15 protein-coding genes and 1 other RNA gene are annotated in these 18051 nt (G+C 31.4%); 2 read left to right on the top strand and 14 right to left on the bottom strand.

The annotated features are described in order from the left end of the window. Window positions 1-188 precede the first annotated feature (188 nt). The 4 genes from HMPREF2953_RS05385 to HMPREF2953_RS05370 form a co-directional block, all read right to left on the bottom strand. The gene (locus HMPREF2953_RS05385; protein WP_070672173.1) at window positions 189-2603 is read right to left on the bottom strand and encodes an SF1B family DNA helicase RecD2; all 2415 of its coding nucleotides are present in this window, start codon (window positions 2601-2603) and stop codon (window positions 189-191) included. Between the two features lies 1 nt (window position 2604). Next, entirely contained in the window at window positions 2605-3276 is a 672-nt protein-coding gene (locus tag HMPREF2953_RS05380) for a tetratricopeptide repeat protein (protein WP_070672171.1), read from the bottom strand. 86 nt (window positions 3277-3362) lie between these two features. Continuing rightward, on the bottom strand, window positions 3363-4475 hold the full coding sequence (gene mnmA / locus HMPREF2953_RS05375) for a tRNA 2-thiouridine(34) synthase MnmA (protein ID WP_070672168.1): 1113 nt from the start codon (window positions 4473-4475) through the stop codon (window positions 3363-3365). A 3-nt stretch (window positions 4476-4478) separates the two neighbouring features. After that, entirely contained in the window at window positions 4479-5618 is a 1140-nt protein-coding gene (locus HMPREF2953_RS05370) for a cysteine desulfurase family protein (RefSeq protein ID WP_070672166.1), read from the bottom strand. A gap of 199 nt (window positions 5619-5817) precedes the next feature. On the opposite strand from HMPREF2953_RS05370, the gene HMPREF2953_RS05365 reads away from it, so the two are divergent. Beyond that, complete coding sequence (locus HMPREF2953_RS05365) at window positions 5818-6822, top strand: LLM class flavin-dependent oxidoreductase (protein WP_049336022.1); 1005 nt, start codon at window positions 5818-5820, stop codon at window positions 6820-6822. Between the two features lie 98 nt (window positions 6823-6920). Here the strand turns inward: HMPREF2953_RS05365 and HMPREF2953_RS11280 are convergent, their stop codons facing one another. Both HMPREF2953_RS11280 and cymR read right to left on the bottom strand, forming a co-directional pair. After that, entirely contained in the window at window positions 6921-7064 is a 144-nt protein-coding gene (locus HMPREF2953_RS11280) for an SAS049 family protein (protein WP_017176172.1), read from the bottom strand. Between the two features lie 109 nt (window positions 7065-7173). Then, window positions 7174-7596: a cysteine metabolism transcriptional regulator CymR gene (gene cymR / locus HMPREF2953_RS05360; protein WP_002448977.1), complete on the bottom strand. Its 423-nt coding sequence runs from the start codon at window positions 7594-7596 to the stop codon at window positions 7174-7176. An 83-nt stretch (window positions 7597-7679) separates the two neighbouring features. Between cymR and HMPREF2953_RS05355 the strand changes: the two genes are divergently transcribed. Then, window positions 7680-8948: a replication-associated recombination protein A gene (locus tag HMPREF2953_RS05355; protein WP_070672163.1), complete on the top strand. Its 1269-nt coding sequence runs from the start codon at window positions 7680-7682 to the stop codon at window positions 8946-8948. A 55-nt stretch (window positions 8949-9003) separates the two neighbouring features. Here HMPREF2953_RS05355 and HMPREF2953_RS05350 read toward each other — a convergent pair whose 3' ends face one another. The 8 genes from HMPREF2953_RS05350 to HMPREF2953_RS05315 all read right to left on the bottom strand — a co-directional run bounded on the left by HMPREF2953_RS05350 (window position 9004) and on the right by HMPREF2953_RS05315 (window position 18051). Then, window positions 9004-9780 (bottom strand): tRNA threonylcarbamoyladenosine dehydratase, encoded by a 777-nt coding sequence (locus HMPREF2953_RS05350; protein WP_002455249.1) that lies wholly within the window; start codon window positions 9778-9780, stop codon window positions 9004-9006. An 87-nt stretch (window positions 9781-9867) separates the two neighbouring features. Continuing rightward, a non-coding RNA gene (ssrS, locus tag HMPREF2953_RS05345) (6S RNA) lies at window positions 9868-10058 on the bottom strand. A 214-nt stretch (window positions 10059-10272) separates the two neighbouring features. After that, complete coding sequence (gene aspS / locus HMPREF2953_RS05340; protein WP_049336019.1) at window positions 10273-12039, bottom strand: aspartate--tRNA ligase; 1767 nt, start codon at window positions 12037-12039, stop codon at window positions 10273-10275. Then, window positions 12039-13316 carry a histidine--tRNA ligase gene (hisS, locus tag HMPREF2953_RS05335; protein WP_049336017.1) on the bottom strand — a complete coding sequence of 426 codons (1278 nt, stop codon included), beginning with the start codon at window positions 13314-13316 and terminating at the stop codon, window positions 12039-12041. The genes aspS and hisS overlap by 1 nt, the downstream gene beginning before the upstream one ends. 351 nt (window positions 13317-13667) lie before the next feature. Next, complete coding sequence (locus HMPREF2953_RS05330) at window positions 13668-14543, bottom strand: N-acetylmuramoyl-L-alanine amidase family protein (RefSeq protein ID WP_070672161.1); 876 nt, start codon at window positions 14541-14543, stop codon at window positions 13668-13670. Then, on the bottom strand, window positions 14540-14992 hold the full coding sequence (gene dtd / locus HMPREF2953_RS05325; RefSeq protein WP_019835426.1) for a D-aminoacyl-tRNA deacylase: 453 nt from the start codon (window positions 14990-14992) through the stop codon (window positions 14540-14542). The genes HMPREF2953_RS05330 and dtd overlap by 4 nt, the downstream gene beginning before the upstream one ends. 15 nt (window positions 14993-15007) lie before the next feature. Next, entirely contained in the window at window positions 15008-17197 is a 2190-nt protein-coding gene (locus tag HMPREF2953_RS05320; RefSeq protein ID WP_049434667.1) for a RelA/SpoT family protein, read from the bottom strand. A 335-nt stretch (window positions 17198-17532) separates the two neighbouring features. Beyond that, entirely contained in the window at window positions 17533-18051 is a 519-nt protein-coding gene (locus tag HMPREF2953_RS05315) for an adenine phosphoribosyltransferase (protein WP_002448963.1), read from the bottom strand.

Raw genomic sequence — 18051 nt, 5'->3', positions numbered from 1 at the left:
CAAGAAATAAATACTTTTGAAATATATTTAATTTCTCATCACTTAATTATCATATTAACGATAACACAAAGTAGCGTTCAACAAATTAACTTGTACTTTTCACCAACCAGTACATCTCTGCTTAAGTTAAAAAGTTTACTCATCTTTATGCGAATTCAAATTTATTTTAAGTATTTTTGTTTAAATTGTCAATGTTCAACAAAGTCGTAAGGTGAAACATTTCCCATATTAATCATTGGATTAATTTGATAAATTGTTTCTTCACTTAAAGTAATGTGTTCAACTGCATTATTATCATCTATATTTATCTGTTCATCATTCTCTTCTACGTCTATATTAACCTGACTCATACCAAAATAATTTATAATTAGTGTTTTTAATTGTGTATGTCTTTCTTGACCTTGCGTATTTAAGGCGATGTCAAATGCCTTTGGATCTCCTAATAGTACTAAAGATTGTTTTGCACGTGTCAGACCTGTATATAAAATAGGTCTTTGCAACATTCTAAAATATTGTTTAACAATAGGCATAATGACAATAGGAAATTCTGACCCTTGTGATTTATGGATTGAGGTACAATAAGCATGTGTGAGTTCTAATAAATCTTGTCTAGTAAATGTAATTTCATTTCCTTCAAAATCAATAATCAGTACATCTTTGTTAAGTGCATTTTCTTTAGCCCAGAATATACCTACTATGACGCCAATATCACCATTAAAAATGTTATCATTTGGTCGATTGACTAGTTGTAAAACTTTGTCTCCTTTTCTAAACGTTATATCGCCAAACTTTATTTCTCTTGTATCTTTTTCTTTAGGATTTAAAATATTTTGTAATACTTGATTAAGTCTTTTTATCCCTGCACTTCCTTTGTACATAGGTGCTAAAACTTGAATATCACTCATATCATATCCTTTGTTTACAGCGCTAGATACTACTTTCTCCACTACAGTTGGAATTTGTTCTACATTGCAATGAATAAAACTTCTATCATGATAACGTTTTGTAATATCTATTGACTCATGATGCTTCATGCGATGCGCTAAGTCAATAATGCTAGAACCATCTTGTTGGCGATAAACTTCAGTTAAATTAACTCTTGGAAATGCTTTAGACTCAATTAAATCCTTAAATACTTGGCCAGGACCGACAGATGGCAATTGATCTTCATCCCCTACTAGAATGATTTGTGCATCTAGTGGAACGGCACTTAAAAATTGGTGGAACAACCAAGAATCAACCATTGACATTTCATCAATTATAATGAGCTTAGCTTTAATTTCATTCTCAAGAATATCTTCTGGTTGAGTATCTTGATTCCATCCTATTAATCGATGAATCGTCATTGCTTCTAAGCCAGTTGATTCTTGTAAACGCTTTGATGCTCTTCCAGTTGGGGCGGCTAATACGATTGGATAATCATCTTCTTGATAATCAGAATACTTAAGAGATAGACCATGAATTTCAGCATATAATTCTACAATCCCTTTAATAACAGTTGTTTTACCTGTTCCTGGCCCTCCAGTCAGTAACATTATTTTCGAATTCATCGCCGTTTCAAGTGCTTCTTGTTGTGATTTAGCATAATTAACATTATTTTGATCTTCTAGTTCACCAATATGTATCTGTAAATCTGATTGCTCTATTATTTTAAAGTGATTTTTGTAAGTTTTGATACGATACAAATTTTGAACACTTTTAAGTTCTGAATAGTATAAACTTGGAATCGCAACATGACTATTCTCTAAAATAATTTTCTTTTCTTCAAAAAGTGTTTGTAGTACATGTTTTAATTGTTGTTGTTCAATTGTTTCATCTAAATGCTTATCTGAAAGCATATCTTCTGTAATTTCTAATACAGCATTTTCATCTAAATAAGTATGCCCCTGTTTTATACATTCTTCTTCAAGAGTATATAATAATCCAGCTTTTAAACGTTCTGAATCGTTATAAGCAATACCATTATTTCTAGCTAATGTATCAGCTTTTTGAAAACCAATACCTTTTACATCATAAACTAATTGGTATGGATTGTTTTCTAAAACTTTTAAAGTCTCTGATTGATAGAATTGATAAATCGCCATAGATAATTTTGGACCAAAACCTAAGTCATGTAAGCGAATCATTATTTTTTCTGACTCTTGATTTGCACTAATCTGTTCTACAATCTGTTTTTGTTTCGTTTTTGCTAAACTAGGAACATTTTCAAGAACAGAAGGATCAGTTAAAATATCATTTATTGCATTTTCTCCTAATGTATTTACAATATTCTGAGCAGTCTTTCTACCAATACCTTTAAATAAGTCACTAGATAAATAACTTATAATGGCATCTTTAGTTTGAGGCAATTCTTTTTCAAATGTTTCAGCTTTAAGTTGTTTACCATAACGAGGATGTTGAACAATTTGTCCTTTAAACGTATAGACATCTCCTTCAACAATATTAGGAAAAAAGCCTACAACTGTAGGCAGATTATCAAATGATTCATTAGTTTCAATGGAATCTACTTTTAAAACAGTATAAAAGTTATCTTTATTTTGAAATAGAATGGTATCAACTGTTCCTTTAACCATTGAGTAATCAAATAGTGTAGGGTTTGACATATTATTCCTCCTCATTTTTTAGAGATTTAAATGTTTGTTTAGCATGCTGACTTAATAAATGTTTAGGATCAATTTGAATTGCTTTATCAAAATACTGAATTGCTTTATCAACATCCTCAGTTTCCATATATGTTGCAAGACCTAAATTATATAATGCATCTACGTGATTAGAATTAATAGATAAAACATAATTTAATTGCTTAATGGCTTCTTGAAACATTTCTAAATGACATAATGTTAAACCATATTGAAATTGAACTTCTGTGTCCAAAGTTTGATCTAATTCAGCAGCAGTCATAAAAAAGGGTAATGCTTCTCTTTGCGCATCTAGTTGGCTAAAAGACATACCAATCATATAATTAGCATCAACGGGATTCATATTATATTTTAAAGCTCGTTGATAAAGTTTTATCGCTTCTTGAAAACGCGATTGTTCATAATATAGATTAGCTAAATTATAGTAAACAGCGCCATTTTTGTCATCTAATGTTATTGCTTTTTGAAAAAATCTTTCTGCTTTCTCAATCTCACCAACATCAGCTAAAACGATACCAGCATTAATATAATTTTCAATAATATTAGGATTCTCTTCAATGTTATTAAATAATGCTTTAATGGCTTCTTCATAATTACCATTATTCATCCACTGATATATTGTTTCTTGTTCAATCATTTCCATGTCTCCATTTCTAACATAAATTTACAATTAAAAAGAAACCGCTAATTCTCATTTACAATGAGTTAACGGTTTACTAAAAATTAAACAACATAGCTAAGTTGCCCTGTTGTTTTATATACATCATCTATAGTAGCGCCACCTAAACAAACTTCTTCGTTATAGAATACCACTGCTTGGCCTGGTGTAATAGCTCGAACAGGTTCGTCGAAAGTAACTCGAATAGATTGTTCATCTTCTTTTTGAACAAATACTTTAGTGTCTTTTTGACGATATCTAAATTTAGCAGTACATTCAAATCCATTTTCTAAATCAACTGGATTAACAAATGATGCGTCAGAAGCAATTAAATAATCACTATATAATGCATCATGATGGAAGCCTTGCTCGACATATAAAATATTATCTTCAAGATTTTTACCAACAACAAACCATGGATCTCCATCTCCACCAATACCTAGTCCATGACGTTGGCCAATAGTATAGTACATTAAACCACTGTGTATGCCCATTTTTTTACCATTGAGTGTTCTCATCTCACCAGATTGTGCCGGTAAATATTGAGAAAGGAATGATTTAAAATTACGTTCCCCAATAAAACAAATACCCGTAGAATCTTTTTTCTTAGCTGTTGCTAAGTCTTGTTCTTCAGCGATTTTACGAACGTCTTTTTTTTCTATGTCTCCAATAGGAAACATGACTTTAGATAATTGTTCTTGAGATAATTGATTTAAAAAGTATGTTTGATCCTTATTATTATCTACCCCACGTAACATTTCTACGTGACCATCTTCATGTCTGCGGATTCGTGCATAATGACCAGTAGCCACATAATCGGCTCCTAATTTTAATGCATGTTCTAAAAATGCTTTGAATTTAATTTCTTTATTACACATGACGTCTGGATTAGGAGTACGACCTTTTTTATATTCATCTAAGAAATATGTGAATACTTTATCCCAATATTCTTTTTCAAAATTCACAGCATAATATGGTATACCAATTTGATTACATACTGCTATAACATCATTATAATCTTCTGTAGCTGTACATACACCATTTTCATCTGTATCGTCCCAGTTTTTCATGAAAATGCCAATGACATCATATCCTTGTTCCTTTAAAAGATATGCTGTGACTGAACTATCTACACCTCCAGACATACCAACTACAACACGTATATCTTTATTTGACAAGTTCTATTCCTCCTTAAATTTATGATATATTTTATGAATTTCAGCAACAATATACTTTATATCTTGTTCGGTTGTGATTTCATTAAAACTAAATCTAACTGAATGTTTTGCACGATCTTCATCTTCATACATAGCAGCAAGTACATGTGACGGAGTTGTTGAGCCAGCTGTACATGCAGAACCAGACGAAACATAAATATTTGCCAAATCCAATAAAGTTAACATTGTTTCTACATCTATAAATGGAAGATATAAATTAAGTATATGGCCAGTCGTTTCTACCATGGAACCATTGACTTCAAATGGAATTGCACGTTCTTGCAAACTTACTAAAAAAAGTTCTTTTAATTGCATTAAATGAACATTATTTTGATCTCGATTTTTAGTAGCTATTTCTAGAGCTTTGGTCATTCCAACTATTTGTGGAACACTTTCCGTTCCAGCACGACGTTTAGTTTCTTGTTCGCCGCCTAATTGAGAATACTCGATTGGTGTATTGTTTTTTACTAATAAAATACCTACACCTTTAGGTCCGCCAAATTTATGAGCAGTAATACTCATAGTATCAATATTAAACTCACTAAATTTAATATCTAAATGGCTAATTGCTTGGACTGCATCTACATGTAATAGAGCATTTGAATTAGAAACAATGTTTTCGATATCGTAAATAGGTTCTACTGTGCCCACTTCATTATTGACAAACATAATAGATACTAAGATAGTATCATCTGTTAAAGATTCTTCCAATTGATCCAAATCAACTCTACCTGTATCATCTACATCTAAATATGTGACTTCATATCCTTCTTTCTCTAATTGCTCGAATACGTGTAATACAGAATGATGTTCAATTTTTGTAGTAATAATATGATTACCTAAATGCTCATTAGCATAGACTAACCCTTTAATAGCAGTATTATTTGATTCTGTAGCACCACTAGTAAAAATAATTTCGCTTGGTTTAGCACCTAGTAATTGAGCAACATTTCTTCTAGATTCATCTAAATAGCGTCTAGCATCTCTACCTACTGAGTGAATAGAAGATGGATTGCCGTAGTGTGATTGATACATATCCATCATTGCTTCTATAACTTCTGGTTTGACTGGTGTAGTTGCAGCATAATCTGCGTATACTTCCATTATTAAGTACACTCCTCACAATATTATCAATGTTCCTATAATAGCACCTCATTCTAAAATTTTCTACCTTCTTGTTTATGAATTAATATATTAACTATTTTTCTTTCAATAATCATTTTAAGTATGAGCAATTTAATAACTGTAATTGTTTTAAGTTGTTAAACTATTAGATAATAAAGATAAAAAGGAGAAATAGTCTATGTCTGATATAAAATTTTCTGCATTAAATTTAGTTCCTATACGAGAAGGTCAAACTGATAAAGATGCAATTAATGATATGGTGGCTTTAGCTCAGAAATTAGATGAATTAGATTATGAGCGTTATTGGATTGCAGAACATCATAATGCACCTAATTTAGTAAGCTCAGCTACATCATTGTTAATACAACATACACTTGAACATACTCATAATATTAAAGTTGGTTCAGGTGGCATCATGCTTCCAAACCATGCACCTTTAGTTGTTGCTGAGCAATTTGGCACCTTAGAAACCATTTATCCCAATCGTGTAGATTTAGGATTAGGTAGAGCACCTGGTACTGATATGATGACAGCAAGTGCATTGAGACGAGATCAACATAATGGTGTGTATGCTTTCCCTGAAGAAGTAGAACAATTACAAACTTATTTTGGTCCAGGAAATAAACAAGCTTATGTAAGGGCTTATCCTGCGGTAGATAAAAATGTACCGTTATATATACTCGGATCATCAACTGACTCTGCACATTTAGCAGCTAGAAAAGGTCTACCTTATGTTTTTGCAGGTCATTTTGCACCACAGCAAATGAAAGAAGCAATTGAAATTTATCACGACTTATTTGAACCATCTGAAGCATTAGATAAACCATATATGATTGTATGTTTAAATGCTATCGTGACAGAAACTGATAAAGAAGCAGAATATTTAGCTAGTTCTTTAGCACAAGTATTCATTAGTATTGCTCGAGGAAGAATGCAACCAGTTCAACCACCAACTGATGATTTAAAAGGTCTTTTAACACCGAGAGAGTATGAAATGGCAAAACAAAGATTTGATGATTCTCTTATTGGTTCTGAAGAAACTGTAAAAGCTAAATTAGAAGCATTTTTAGAGGAATATGGTGATATTGATGAAATAATGGCCGTAAGCTATATTTATGACCAAGATAGACAATTTGAATCATATGAGCGTTTTAAACGAGTAATTCAAAAATTAAATAAATAATATTGATTAAAACCTGTTGAACATAAATAAATTGTCAACAGGTTTTAAATTTTTCATAAAAAAAGAGTGATGACTAAAATCATCACTCACAATTTTAATTATTTATTGTCTTTTTTGTCATCTTTACTGTCGTTATTTCCACCAGTATATTCATTAATTTTATCTTTTACTTTATTTACTTGTTCGTTATCGCTATTTTTAAATTTCTCTGCTGCATCTTTTGCTTTATCCATGAATCCCATATTGAAATTCTCCTTTCGAATTTAAGCATTTAATTTTTAATAAGTAATTTTTACTTACTTTAATCCAATACCACAGTAAAAAAGTTTTAAACATAATTCATTTAAATTTTTAAATGTAAAACATATAACCATCTAAATCGTTATCTGATTCTACAAAATCAGCTAAATATTTTAATGTTGTATTATCTAAAACTTCTCTAACAGCATCTCTCATTCGCAACCATAATTCTTTTTGTGCTGGTGGTTCAGAATCTATACTTTCTACAATAGTAATAGGTCCTTCTAATAAGCGAATAATATCGCCAGCTGAAATTTCTTCAGATGGGACTCTTAATTGATATCCACCCTTAGCGCCACGAATACTTCGAATTAATCCAGCATTTCTTAAAGGACCCACGAGTTGTTCTAAATATAAATCACTTAAATGATTTTCTTCAGCAATTGTTTTTAATGATACACACCCTTGCCCCTCTCTTTTTGCTAGGGAAATCATTAAAGTTAACCCATATCTCCCTTTCGTTGATATTTTCATAGTTTTACCTCACTTAATTCGAATAATATAGTCCCATTCTATCATTTTTTCAGTTAATATAGTAATAGAAAGGTGTGAAAAAATTGAATACAGAACCTTTAGCTTCAAGAATGAGGCCTATAAATATAAATGAAATTATTTCACAACAACATCTAGTTGGTCCAAGAGGCATTATAAGACGTATGGTAGAAACTAAAAAATTATCTTCTATGATTTTTTATGGACCTCCTGGAATTGGAAAAACTAGTATTGCTAAAGCCATTGCTGGCAGTACTGAATATAAATTTAGACAATTAAATGCAGTAACGAATACAAAAAAAGATATGCAAATGATAGTTGAAGAAGCTAAAATGTCAGGACAAGTCATTTTATTATTAGATGAGATTCACCGCTTAGATAAAGCAAAACAGGATTTTTTATTACCACATTTAGAAAATGGTAAAATCATTTTAATTGGTGCTACAACTTCTAACCCTTATCATGCAATTAATCCAGCGATTCGCTCACGTGTACAAATTTTTGAATTATATCCACTTGATGAAAAGGATGTATATCAAGCATTAACTAGAGCATTAAATGATGATCAAAATGGTTTAAAATCGTATCAACCAAAAATTGATGAAGATGCACTAAAATATTTCTCTACTCAAAGTCATGGTGATGTAAGAAGCGCTTTAAATGCTTTGGAATTAGCAGTATTAAGTGCTAAAGTTTCCAATAATCAACGTCATGTTACTTTAGAAGATGCTAAAGATTGTTTACAAAAAGGTGCTTTTATCAGTGATAAAGATGGCGACATGCATTATGATGTCATGAGTGCATTTCAAAAGTCTATTCGTGGAAGTGACGTTAATGCTGCTTTACATTATTTGGCGAGATTAATCGAAGCAGGTGATCTTCCAACAATCGTACGACGTTTACTCGTCATTAGTTATGAAGATATTGGCTTAGCTTCTCCAAGTGCTGGTCAAAGAACACTAGCAGCTATTCAATCAGCTGAACGACTCGGATTGCCTGAAGCACGAATTCCTCTAAGTCAAGCAGTAATTGAATTATCACTATCTCCTAAGTCTAATTCAGCTATAAAAGCAATTGATAGTGCATTAAGTGATATCAGAAAAGGCAAAGTTGGTCAAATACCTAATCACCTACGTGATGGTCACTATCAAGGAGCAAAAGACTTAGGCCGATCTATCGGTTATAAATATCCTCATGATTATGAGAATGGTTATATTAAACAGCAATATTTACCTGACGCTTTAAAAAATAAAATATATTATGAACCAAAAACAACTTCTAAAAGTGAACAACAATTTAAAATAGTGTATGATAATTTAAATCATAAAAACTAATAAAACCTATGGAAAAGATGATAATACTTCATTCATCTCTTCCATAGGTTTTTTGTTAGTTGTTACCTTTATCTTTAATTCTACGTACAGGAATATCTTTTAAAATATCATTTACGACATAACTTGCACAAATTAAACCTACTGTGCTTGGTACAAATGCATTCGATGATGGAGGCATTTGACCTTTTCGATTTATTGCATTTGCATCTCCAACTGTTTTCTTAACATCTTCACGAATAACTATTGGACTCTCATCTGAAAAAACAACAGGAACACCTTTTTTTATTCCAAGTTTTTTCAACTTGTTACGAATAATTTTTGCCATTGGATCCATGTATGTTTTTGAAATATCAGCAATTTTGAAACGTGTTGGATCTATTTTATTCGCAGCGCCCATACTTGAAATCAACTTGATTCCTCTATCTAAACACTCTTTCATTAAATGAACTTTGTATATAATCGTGTCACTTGCATCGATAAAATAATCAATATTGTAATTATTAAAAATATCTTCATATGTCTCTTCAGTATAAAACATATGAAGAGGTGTAACTTTACAATTTGGATTGATGAGTTTAATTCGTTCTTCCATTAATGTTACTTTACTTTGACCTATGGTAGTAGTTAATGCATGAATTTGACGGTTTACATTAGTGATATCTACGTCATCTTTATCAATAAGAATAATGTGACCAATGTTAGTTCTTGCTAAAGCTTCAGCAGCAAATGAACCAACTCCACCTACCCCTAAGACCGCTACTGTCTTGTCTTTTAGTAAATCTAGTCCTTCTTGTCCATAGGCTAATTCATTTCTAGAAAATTGATGTTTCATAATTAACTCCTTTACTTAGCAAATATTAATACTATATTAACAGAAAAAAGCAAAAAAAATACGTAAGGCCTAAAGCCTTACGTACCGATAGAGTCCGTAGTTGCCGTAGTTATAAAAAGCTTGATCATTCGGCCTGCTATATACAGGTGGGTGCCCTGTTTCTTGTTTTGCAAGTCCTCCAAATGAGGCGTGTGCGCTGCAAGAAAACCTATTGGGCTCCCTGATCAAAAAGTGTTAGGCCCAAATAAAAAGCAAACATACGAACAACACAGATGACTATCTTATAGACATATTTTATCATAAAGAGCTTATTAAATAAATCCTTAAATACTATATGGAGATATTTTATGTATTAAAATATTTTTAAATATATTAGTTTACATAATATAATTATTGTTATTTAAAATTTAAGTTAGTTTATACAAAAATTGGAACAGAAATTCAATTTCCGTCCCAATTTAGCACTAAATTATTCTACTTTAAAAATGAAGATTAATGACGAATTCTTAACGATAATTCTTCTAATTGTTTATCTGATACTTCACTTGGTGCATCCGTTAATAAGCAAGTTGCAGAAGCAGTTTTAGGGAAAGCGATGGTATCACGTAAATTAGTTCTATTTGTAAGTAACATAACTAATCTATCTAGACCTAAAGCAATACCTCCATGTGGTGGTGCGCCGTATTTAAAGGCATCTAATAAGAAACCAAATTGATCTCTAGCTTGTTCTTTAGTAAATCCTAAAACTTCAAACATTTTTTCTTGTAATTCTCCGTCAGATATTCTGATTGATCCACCGCCTAATTCGTATCCATTTAATACTACGTCATAAGCGTTTGCTTGAACTTTTTCTGGTTCAGAGTCTAGTTTAGCAATATCTTCTTCTTTAGGTGATGTAAACGGATGATGCGCAGCAACATAACGTTTAGCATCTTCATCATATTCTAATAAAGGCCAATCTGTTACCCATAAGAAGTTTAATTTTGATTCATCAATTAATTTTAATTCTTTTGCAATTTTAATTCGAAGTGCACCTAAACTTTGTGCCACAACATTTGGCTTATCTGCAACAAACATTACTAAATCTCCAGGTTTAGCACCTGTTAATTCTTTTAATGTGTTAACATTCTCTTCTTCAAAGAATCTTGCTATCGGACCACTTAAGCCTTCATCTACAACTTTCACCCAAGCTAGACCCTTAGCACCATAGATATTTACAAATTCTGTTAATCCATCCATATCTTTACGTGTATAGTTATCTGCAGCACCTTCAGCAACAATTGCTTTAACTTCTCCGTCGTGTTCTACAGTATCTTTAAATACTTTGAAATCCATTTCTTTTCCTAATTGAGACACATCTTGCAATTCCATACCAAAACGTGTATCTGGTTTATCAGAACCATATCGTCTCATTGCTTCATCATATGTCATACGAGGGAATGGTGTTTGGATATCAATACCTTTTACATCTTTTACAACTTTAGAAAGCATTTCCTCGCCCATTTGAATAATATCTTCTTGATCAACAAAACTCATTTCGATATCTACTTGTGTAAATTCAGGTTGACGATCAGCACGTAAATCCTCATCACGGAAACATTTTACAATTTGATAGTATTTATCAAAACCACTAATCATTAATAATTGTTTAAATAATTGTGGTGATTGTGGTAAAGCGTAAAATTCGCCTTCATGTACACGAGATGGCACTAAATAGTCTCTCGCACCTTCTGGTGTAGATTTTGTTAATACGGGTGTTTCAATATCAAAGAAACCATTATTATCAAGATATTGACGAATTGATCGAGTTGTTTGATGTCTCATTTTAAATGTTTGAGCTAATTCTGGTCGTCTTAAATCTAAATAGCGATATTTAAGACGAATATTTTCATCAACACTTTGATTTTCTTCATTAATTGAAAATGGAGGTGTCGCTGATTTATTAATTATATGAATATGAGATACTTGAACTTCTACTTGACCCGTTTTTATTTTTGGATTAACTGTTTCTGGGTCTCTTTTAGTGACTGAACCTTCGACTTCGACCACATATTCTGATCTTACAGTTTCAGCAATAGATAGAGCTTCTTTTGAAAAATCTGGATTGAATACAATTTGTACAATTCCTTCTCTATCACGTAAATCAACAAAAATAAGGCCTCCTAAATCACGTCGATTATGAACCCAACCTTTTAGTGTTACTTTCTGACCTAATAATTCTTCAGTTACTAAACCACAGTATGTTGTTCTTTTACCCATTATTTATTCTCCTTTTCTTTATTAAAGAAACTAACTACTTCATCTAATTGAATTGTTTTTGTTTCACCTGTAGACATTTCTTTAACATCAATTTTATTATTGTCTAGCTCTTGGTCACCTATTACAATCGTATATTTAGCATTTAAACGATCAGCTTGCTTCATTTGTCCCTTAATTTTTCGATTTAAGTAATCTTTATCAGCTTTCACGCCATGTTTTCTTAAATCATTTAAAAGTTTCACGCTATATTGTTCTGCTTTTTTACCCATCGTTACTACAAATAAATCGAAATCTTCATCTACATTCAATTCTATATCTTCTTCTTCAAGTGCAAGAAGTAATCGTTCAATACTAAGGGCAAAACCTATTCCTGTTTGCTTAGGACCATCTAATAACTCAAGAAGTCCATTATAACGACCTCCACCACATAGTGTAGTAATAGCACCGTCATAATTTGGATTATCCATCATGAGTTCAAATGCCGTATGAGTATAATAATCAAGTCCACGCACTAAATTAGGATCTTCAACATAATTGATATCTAGTTGATCTAAATGATGTTTAACCGCTTCATAATAAGCCTTTGATTCATCATTTAAGTAATCTGTAATTCTTGGAGCATGTTTAACTGCTTCTTTGTCTCTATCAATCTTACAATCTAAGATTCTCATTGGGTTTGTATGCAAACGTGATTGACAATCATTACAAAATGTATCAATGACAGGTTCAAAATGCTTAATTAATGCTTCATTATATTCTTTACGAGATGCTTGGTCTCCTATACTATTAATCACTAGTTTTAGATGTTTTAAACCAAATGATTCATATATATGCATTACCATTGCTAATACTTCTGCATCAATACTTGGATTTTCTGCTCCTATTGCTTCTACACCAAATTGATTAAATTGTCGATAGCGTCCTTTTTGTTTTCGTTCGTATCTAAACATTGGTCCATTATAGTAAAGCTTAATAGGTTGATTAGGTTCACCCTGCATTTTATTTTCAATATATGATCGCACTACTGCTGCAGTTCCTTCAGGTCTTAATGTGATACTTCTATCGCCTTTGTCTTTAAACGTATACATCTCTTTTTGAACGACATCAGTAGAATCTCCTACACCTCTTGCAAATAAGTCAGTACTTTCAAATATTGGGGTACGTATCTCTTTATAATTGTATAATTTCATTAATTCATCTAATTTATTTTCAATATATCGCCACTTTGCAGACTCTTGAGGTAAAATATCTTGCGTTCCTCTAGGAATCTTAATCATACAATCACTCCTTCTAAATTGTTGTTAACTATTAAAATTCTTTAATAAAAAAGTCCCTTATATAGCTTCATGCTATATAAGGGACGATATGCCGTGTTGCCACCCTAATTGAGAATAAAAATATTCTCCACTCATCACGTGTAACGTACGCAAACCGGCTTTATTTTATCAAAGCACCTTTTCTTGTGTTCAAAGATACCAATGTACTAGTATAATCTTTCAGCCTAGGATTACTTCTCTTCACAATCAATATGATTGTCCACTATTTCATTAGTCTTTTCAAGAATACAAACGGTATTATTTATAAAGTTCACTGATTATGATACCGATTTTAGGAAAAGTTTGCAAGTATTATGAAGCAAAATATTGTTTTAATCCATCTACGACTGCTTCTTCTACAACCTGTCTATGTAATTGATTTCTAATCATTTTTTCATCAGTAGGATTACTTATATAGCCTAATTCAAGTAACACAGCTGGTTTATTCGTTTGTCTTAAAACTTGATAATTTTGTTGACGAACACCACGATTAGAAAGTAATGACTTTTTTTGAATATTCGCATTTAATATTTCTGCTAATGTTTTTTGACTATTTTGATACCAATATACAGTAGCGCCATTAGCATTATGACTATCTAATGAGTCATTATGAATACTTATAAATACATCGCCTGTCGCTTTTCTATTATCTAAGCTTACATAACTATCATCTGTTCTCGTCAATTTAACATGCGCTCCTGCTTTTTCTAATGCACGTTTTAATTCAAGTGCTGTTTTCAAAGTATAGTTTTTTTCGAGAGATTTAAGAGCCGTGGAGCTTGAGGCTCCCTGATCACTACCTCCATGACCAGGATCAAGTACCACAGTTTTATTCTTAAAAGGATTTTCCTGTTTATTGACATCAGCTTTAATATTCAAACTCGTATGCCAACCAGCAACCCATCCTTTTTTATCTCCTTTAGCATTTTGGACTTCAATCCATTTTCCTGTAGTCTTTAATTTTTTAAAACTATCTCCTTTTTCAACTTTATATATCACCGGATAGCCTGCATTAGGACCTGTTCTTATTTCTGCATCTTCCGTTATTGTTAGTCTATTACTATCTTGATCATTATGATTCATAAACATAAATAATAATATTATAAAAAGAATAAATAATAACACTACTACTAACGTCAACATATTTTTTAGATCATGTTTAGTTAACCATGTATCTAATTTATTCATATTACTTTGCCATCCTGACTTTCATATATAATCGTTACGGGACCATCATTAATAATTTCTACGTCCATATCTGTCCCAAATTCACCAGTTTGAATATCAATATCATACTTTTGAAGTTCAGAGTTAAACTTATCGTATAATATTTTGGCATCTTCAGGTCGCATGGATTGTGAGAAACCTGGTCTATTACCTTTTTTAACTTCTGCATAAAGTGTAAATTGAGAAATAGATAAAATTGCACCATTAATTTGTTGAATATTTAAATTTAATTTCCCGTTTTCATCTTCAAACAAACGTGCGTTAACAATTTTCTTCGCTAATACTTCTATATCAGCTTCCGTCGAATTTTTCCCAACACCTACTAATAAACAATAACCTTTTTCAATTTGGTTATGAATAGATTTATTAGTGACAGATGCTCGTTTTACTCTTTGTACAACTATTTTCATATCTTAGCACCTCTTTTAATTCCATACTCTAGAAACTGTATAAATATCACTCAATTGTTTAAGTTTTTCAACTACACGAAATACATCATTTACATTTTTAACCATAACGCTAATTGTAATGATTGCATTCTTGTCAATATCAGATCGTGCATTCATTTTAATAATACTTCCTACGGTTGAATTTACGGCTTGAATCACTTCATTGAGTAACCCATTTCGATCATATGCATTGACTTCTAAATCTACTTGATAACGTTGTGTTGAATCTTTTGATTTAACCCATTCGACATTAATTAATCTCTCGTTTTCATTTTTAATATTTGGGCAATCTGATCTATGAACTTTAATACCATGTCCTTTAGTGATGTATCCAACAATATCATCACCAGGAATTGGATTACAACATTTAGATAGTTTGATTAAAACATTTTCTAATCCTTCGACATAAACCCCGCTATCTGTAATGATATCTTCTTTAATTGGTGACGTTTTAATGACTTCTTGTGCTTCATTTAATGCTTTTTGTTTATCTTGTATACGCTGTCTTTCTGTTAATTTATTCACTACTTGTAATGCAGTAACTCCACCAAAGCCTACTGCAGCATATAAATCATCATCATTGGCAAAATGATATTTTTCGTTAACGACTTCAATATTTTTTTCTGTTAGAATCTCATCAACTCGATAACCTTGTTCTTTAATTTCCGCTTCTACCATAAATTTACCTTTTTCTATATTAGAAGAACGATCTTGCTTTTTAAAGAAACTTTTTATTTTACTTTTTGCTCCAGATGATTTAACAATTTTCAACCAATCTCTACTTGGACCATATGAATGTTTACTTGTGCGAATTTCTATAATATCGCCTGTCTTAAGTATATAATCTATAGGCACAATTTTACCATTAACTTTTGCGCCAATCATTTTATTACCAACTTCGCTATGAATGGCATAAGCAAAATCAATAGGGACTGCGCCATAAGGTAATTCAATCACATCACTTGCTGGCGTAAATGCATATACTTTATCACTTTGTAAATCATATTTAAGTGATTCCATAAATTCTTGTGCATCTGAAGATGTATGGTCAGTTTCTGCAAGCTCTTTTAACCAGTTAAGTTTATTTTGGAAATCTTGTGTTTTAGAATTTATTGTTTTACCTTCTTTATATGCCCAATGCGCTGCCACCCCATGCTCAGCAATTTCGTGCATTTCAAATGTTCGAATTTGAATTTCTAAAGGATCACCATTAGGTCCAACAACAGTAGTGTGTAATGATTGATACATATTTTGCTTTGGCATAGCGATATAATCTTTAAAACGACCTGGCATCGGTTTCCATAATGTATGAACTAGGCCTAAAATAGCATAACAATCATTAATTGAATTCACAATCACGCGTATAGCTAATAAATCAAATATTTGATCAAATTGTTTTTTTTGTTTTACCATCTTACGATAAATACTGTAAATATGTTTAGGGCGACCGCTTATTTCACCTTGGATATTCATTTTATTCATTTCAGTTTGAATTTTATCCATAGCATTTTGAATATATGCTTCACGTTCACTGCGTTTTTTCTTCATTAAATTAACAATTCTAAAATACTGAACACTATCAATATAACGTAACGCAATATCTTCCAATTCCCATTTAATGGTATTAATACCTAGACGATGCGCTAAAGGTGCATAGATTTCTAATGTTTCTTTGGAAATACGAATTTGTTTTTCTCTAGCCATTGCTTTTAACGTTCTCATATTATGTAAGCGGTCAGCTAATTTAACTAATATGACACGAACATCCTTAGCTATCGCAATAAATAACTTTCTATGATTTTCTGCTTGTTGTTCCTCTTTAGAACGGTATTTAACTTTTTTTAACTTCGTTACACCATCTACAATTCGTGCAATTTCTTCATTAAACATATGCTTTACGTCTTCAAATGTATATGGTGTATCCTCTATCACATCGTGTAAAAAGCCAGCTACAATTGTTGGTCCATCTAAGCGCATTTCTGTTAATATACCTGCTACTTGAATTGGATGCATGATATAAGGTAGCCCATTTTTTCGAAACTGTCCTTGATGTGCTTCATAAGCAATATGATAACTTTTTAAAACATATTGATAATCATCTGCTGATAAATAGGATTTAGCTTTATTTAGTACTTCATCAGCACTATATGGATACTCGTTATTCAATATATGACACCCCGACTTTTTAATATTTCAAATACTCTACCGATAACCGAATCATTGAAAATCAAGAAATTTCTTTTCATTACTTAATTAATCCGAGTACCACTCCTATTAATTAAAGATGCGTGAGTATTAATGTAATTTTAACAAAAGTATTAAAATCTCTAAAAGATTAACTTTAGTTTAAATAATAGTTATATAATACTACAAGTTTTTAAATAAATAAATGTGATTAGATTAATGATGATACAACGATAAATAAAAAAGCGAGATAGTATTCAATCTGAATTCCTACACTCGCTTTAAAGTATATATTAATCTAATTACTAAATTAATGACTATTCATCGTAAGAAATTAAACTCATGACATCATAGTCTTTAATTTTTTCCATACCATTTAAATATTTTAATTCAATAATAAAAGCTATTCCAACAACAATACCACCTAATTTTTCTACTAATTTAATAGCCGCTTCGATTGTTCCACCTGTCGCTAATAAATCATCAGTGATTAAAACACGTTGTCCTGGTTTAATTGCATCTTTATGCATTGTTAAAACATTTGTCCCATATTCTAAGTCGTATTCATAACGAATAACTTCACGTGGTAATTTTCCTTCTTTTCTTACAGGTGCAAATCCAATTCCCATTGAGTACGCAACTGGACAGCCAATAATAAATCCTCTTGCTTCAGGGCCTACAACAATATCAACGTTACGATCTTTTGCATACTTTACAATTTGATCAGTTGCATAACCGTATGCTTCACCATTATCCATAATAGTTGTAATATCTTTGAAACTAACACCTGGTTTAGGCCAGCCTTGTACTTCAGATACGTATTGCTTTAAATCCAT

Source organism: Staphylococcus sp. HMSC072E01 (genome assembly GCF_001814125.1).
In the GTDB taxonomy this organism is placed as follows: Bacteria; Bacillota; Bacilli; order Staphylococcales; family Staphylococcaceae; genus Staphylococcus; species Staphylococcus hominis.
The sequence above is the reverse complement of the archived record's forward strand: the minus strand, read 5'-3'. Positions and strand labels throughout refer to the sequence as shown.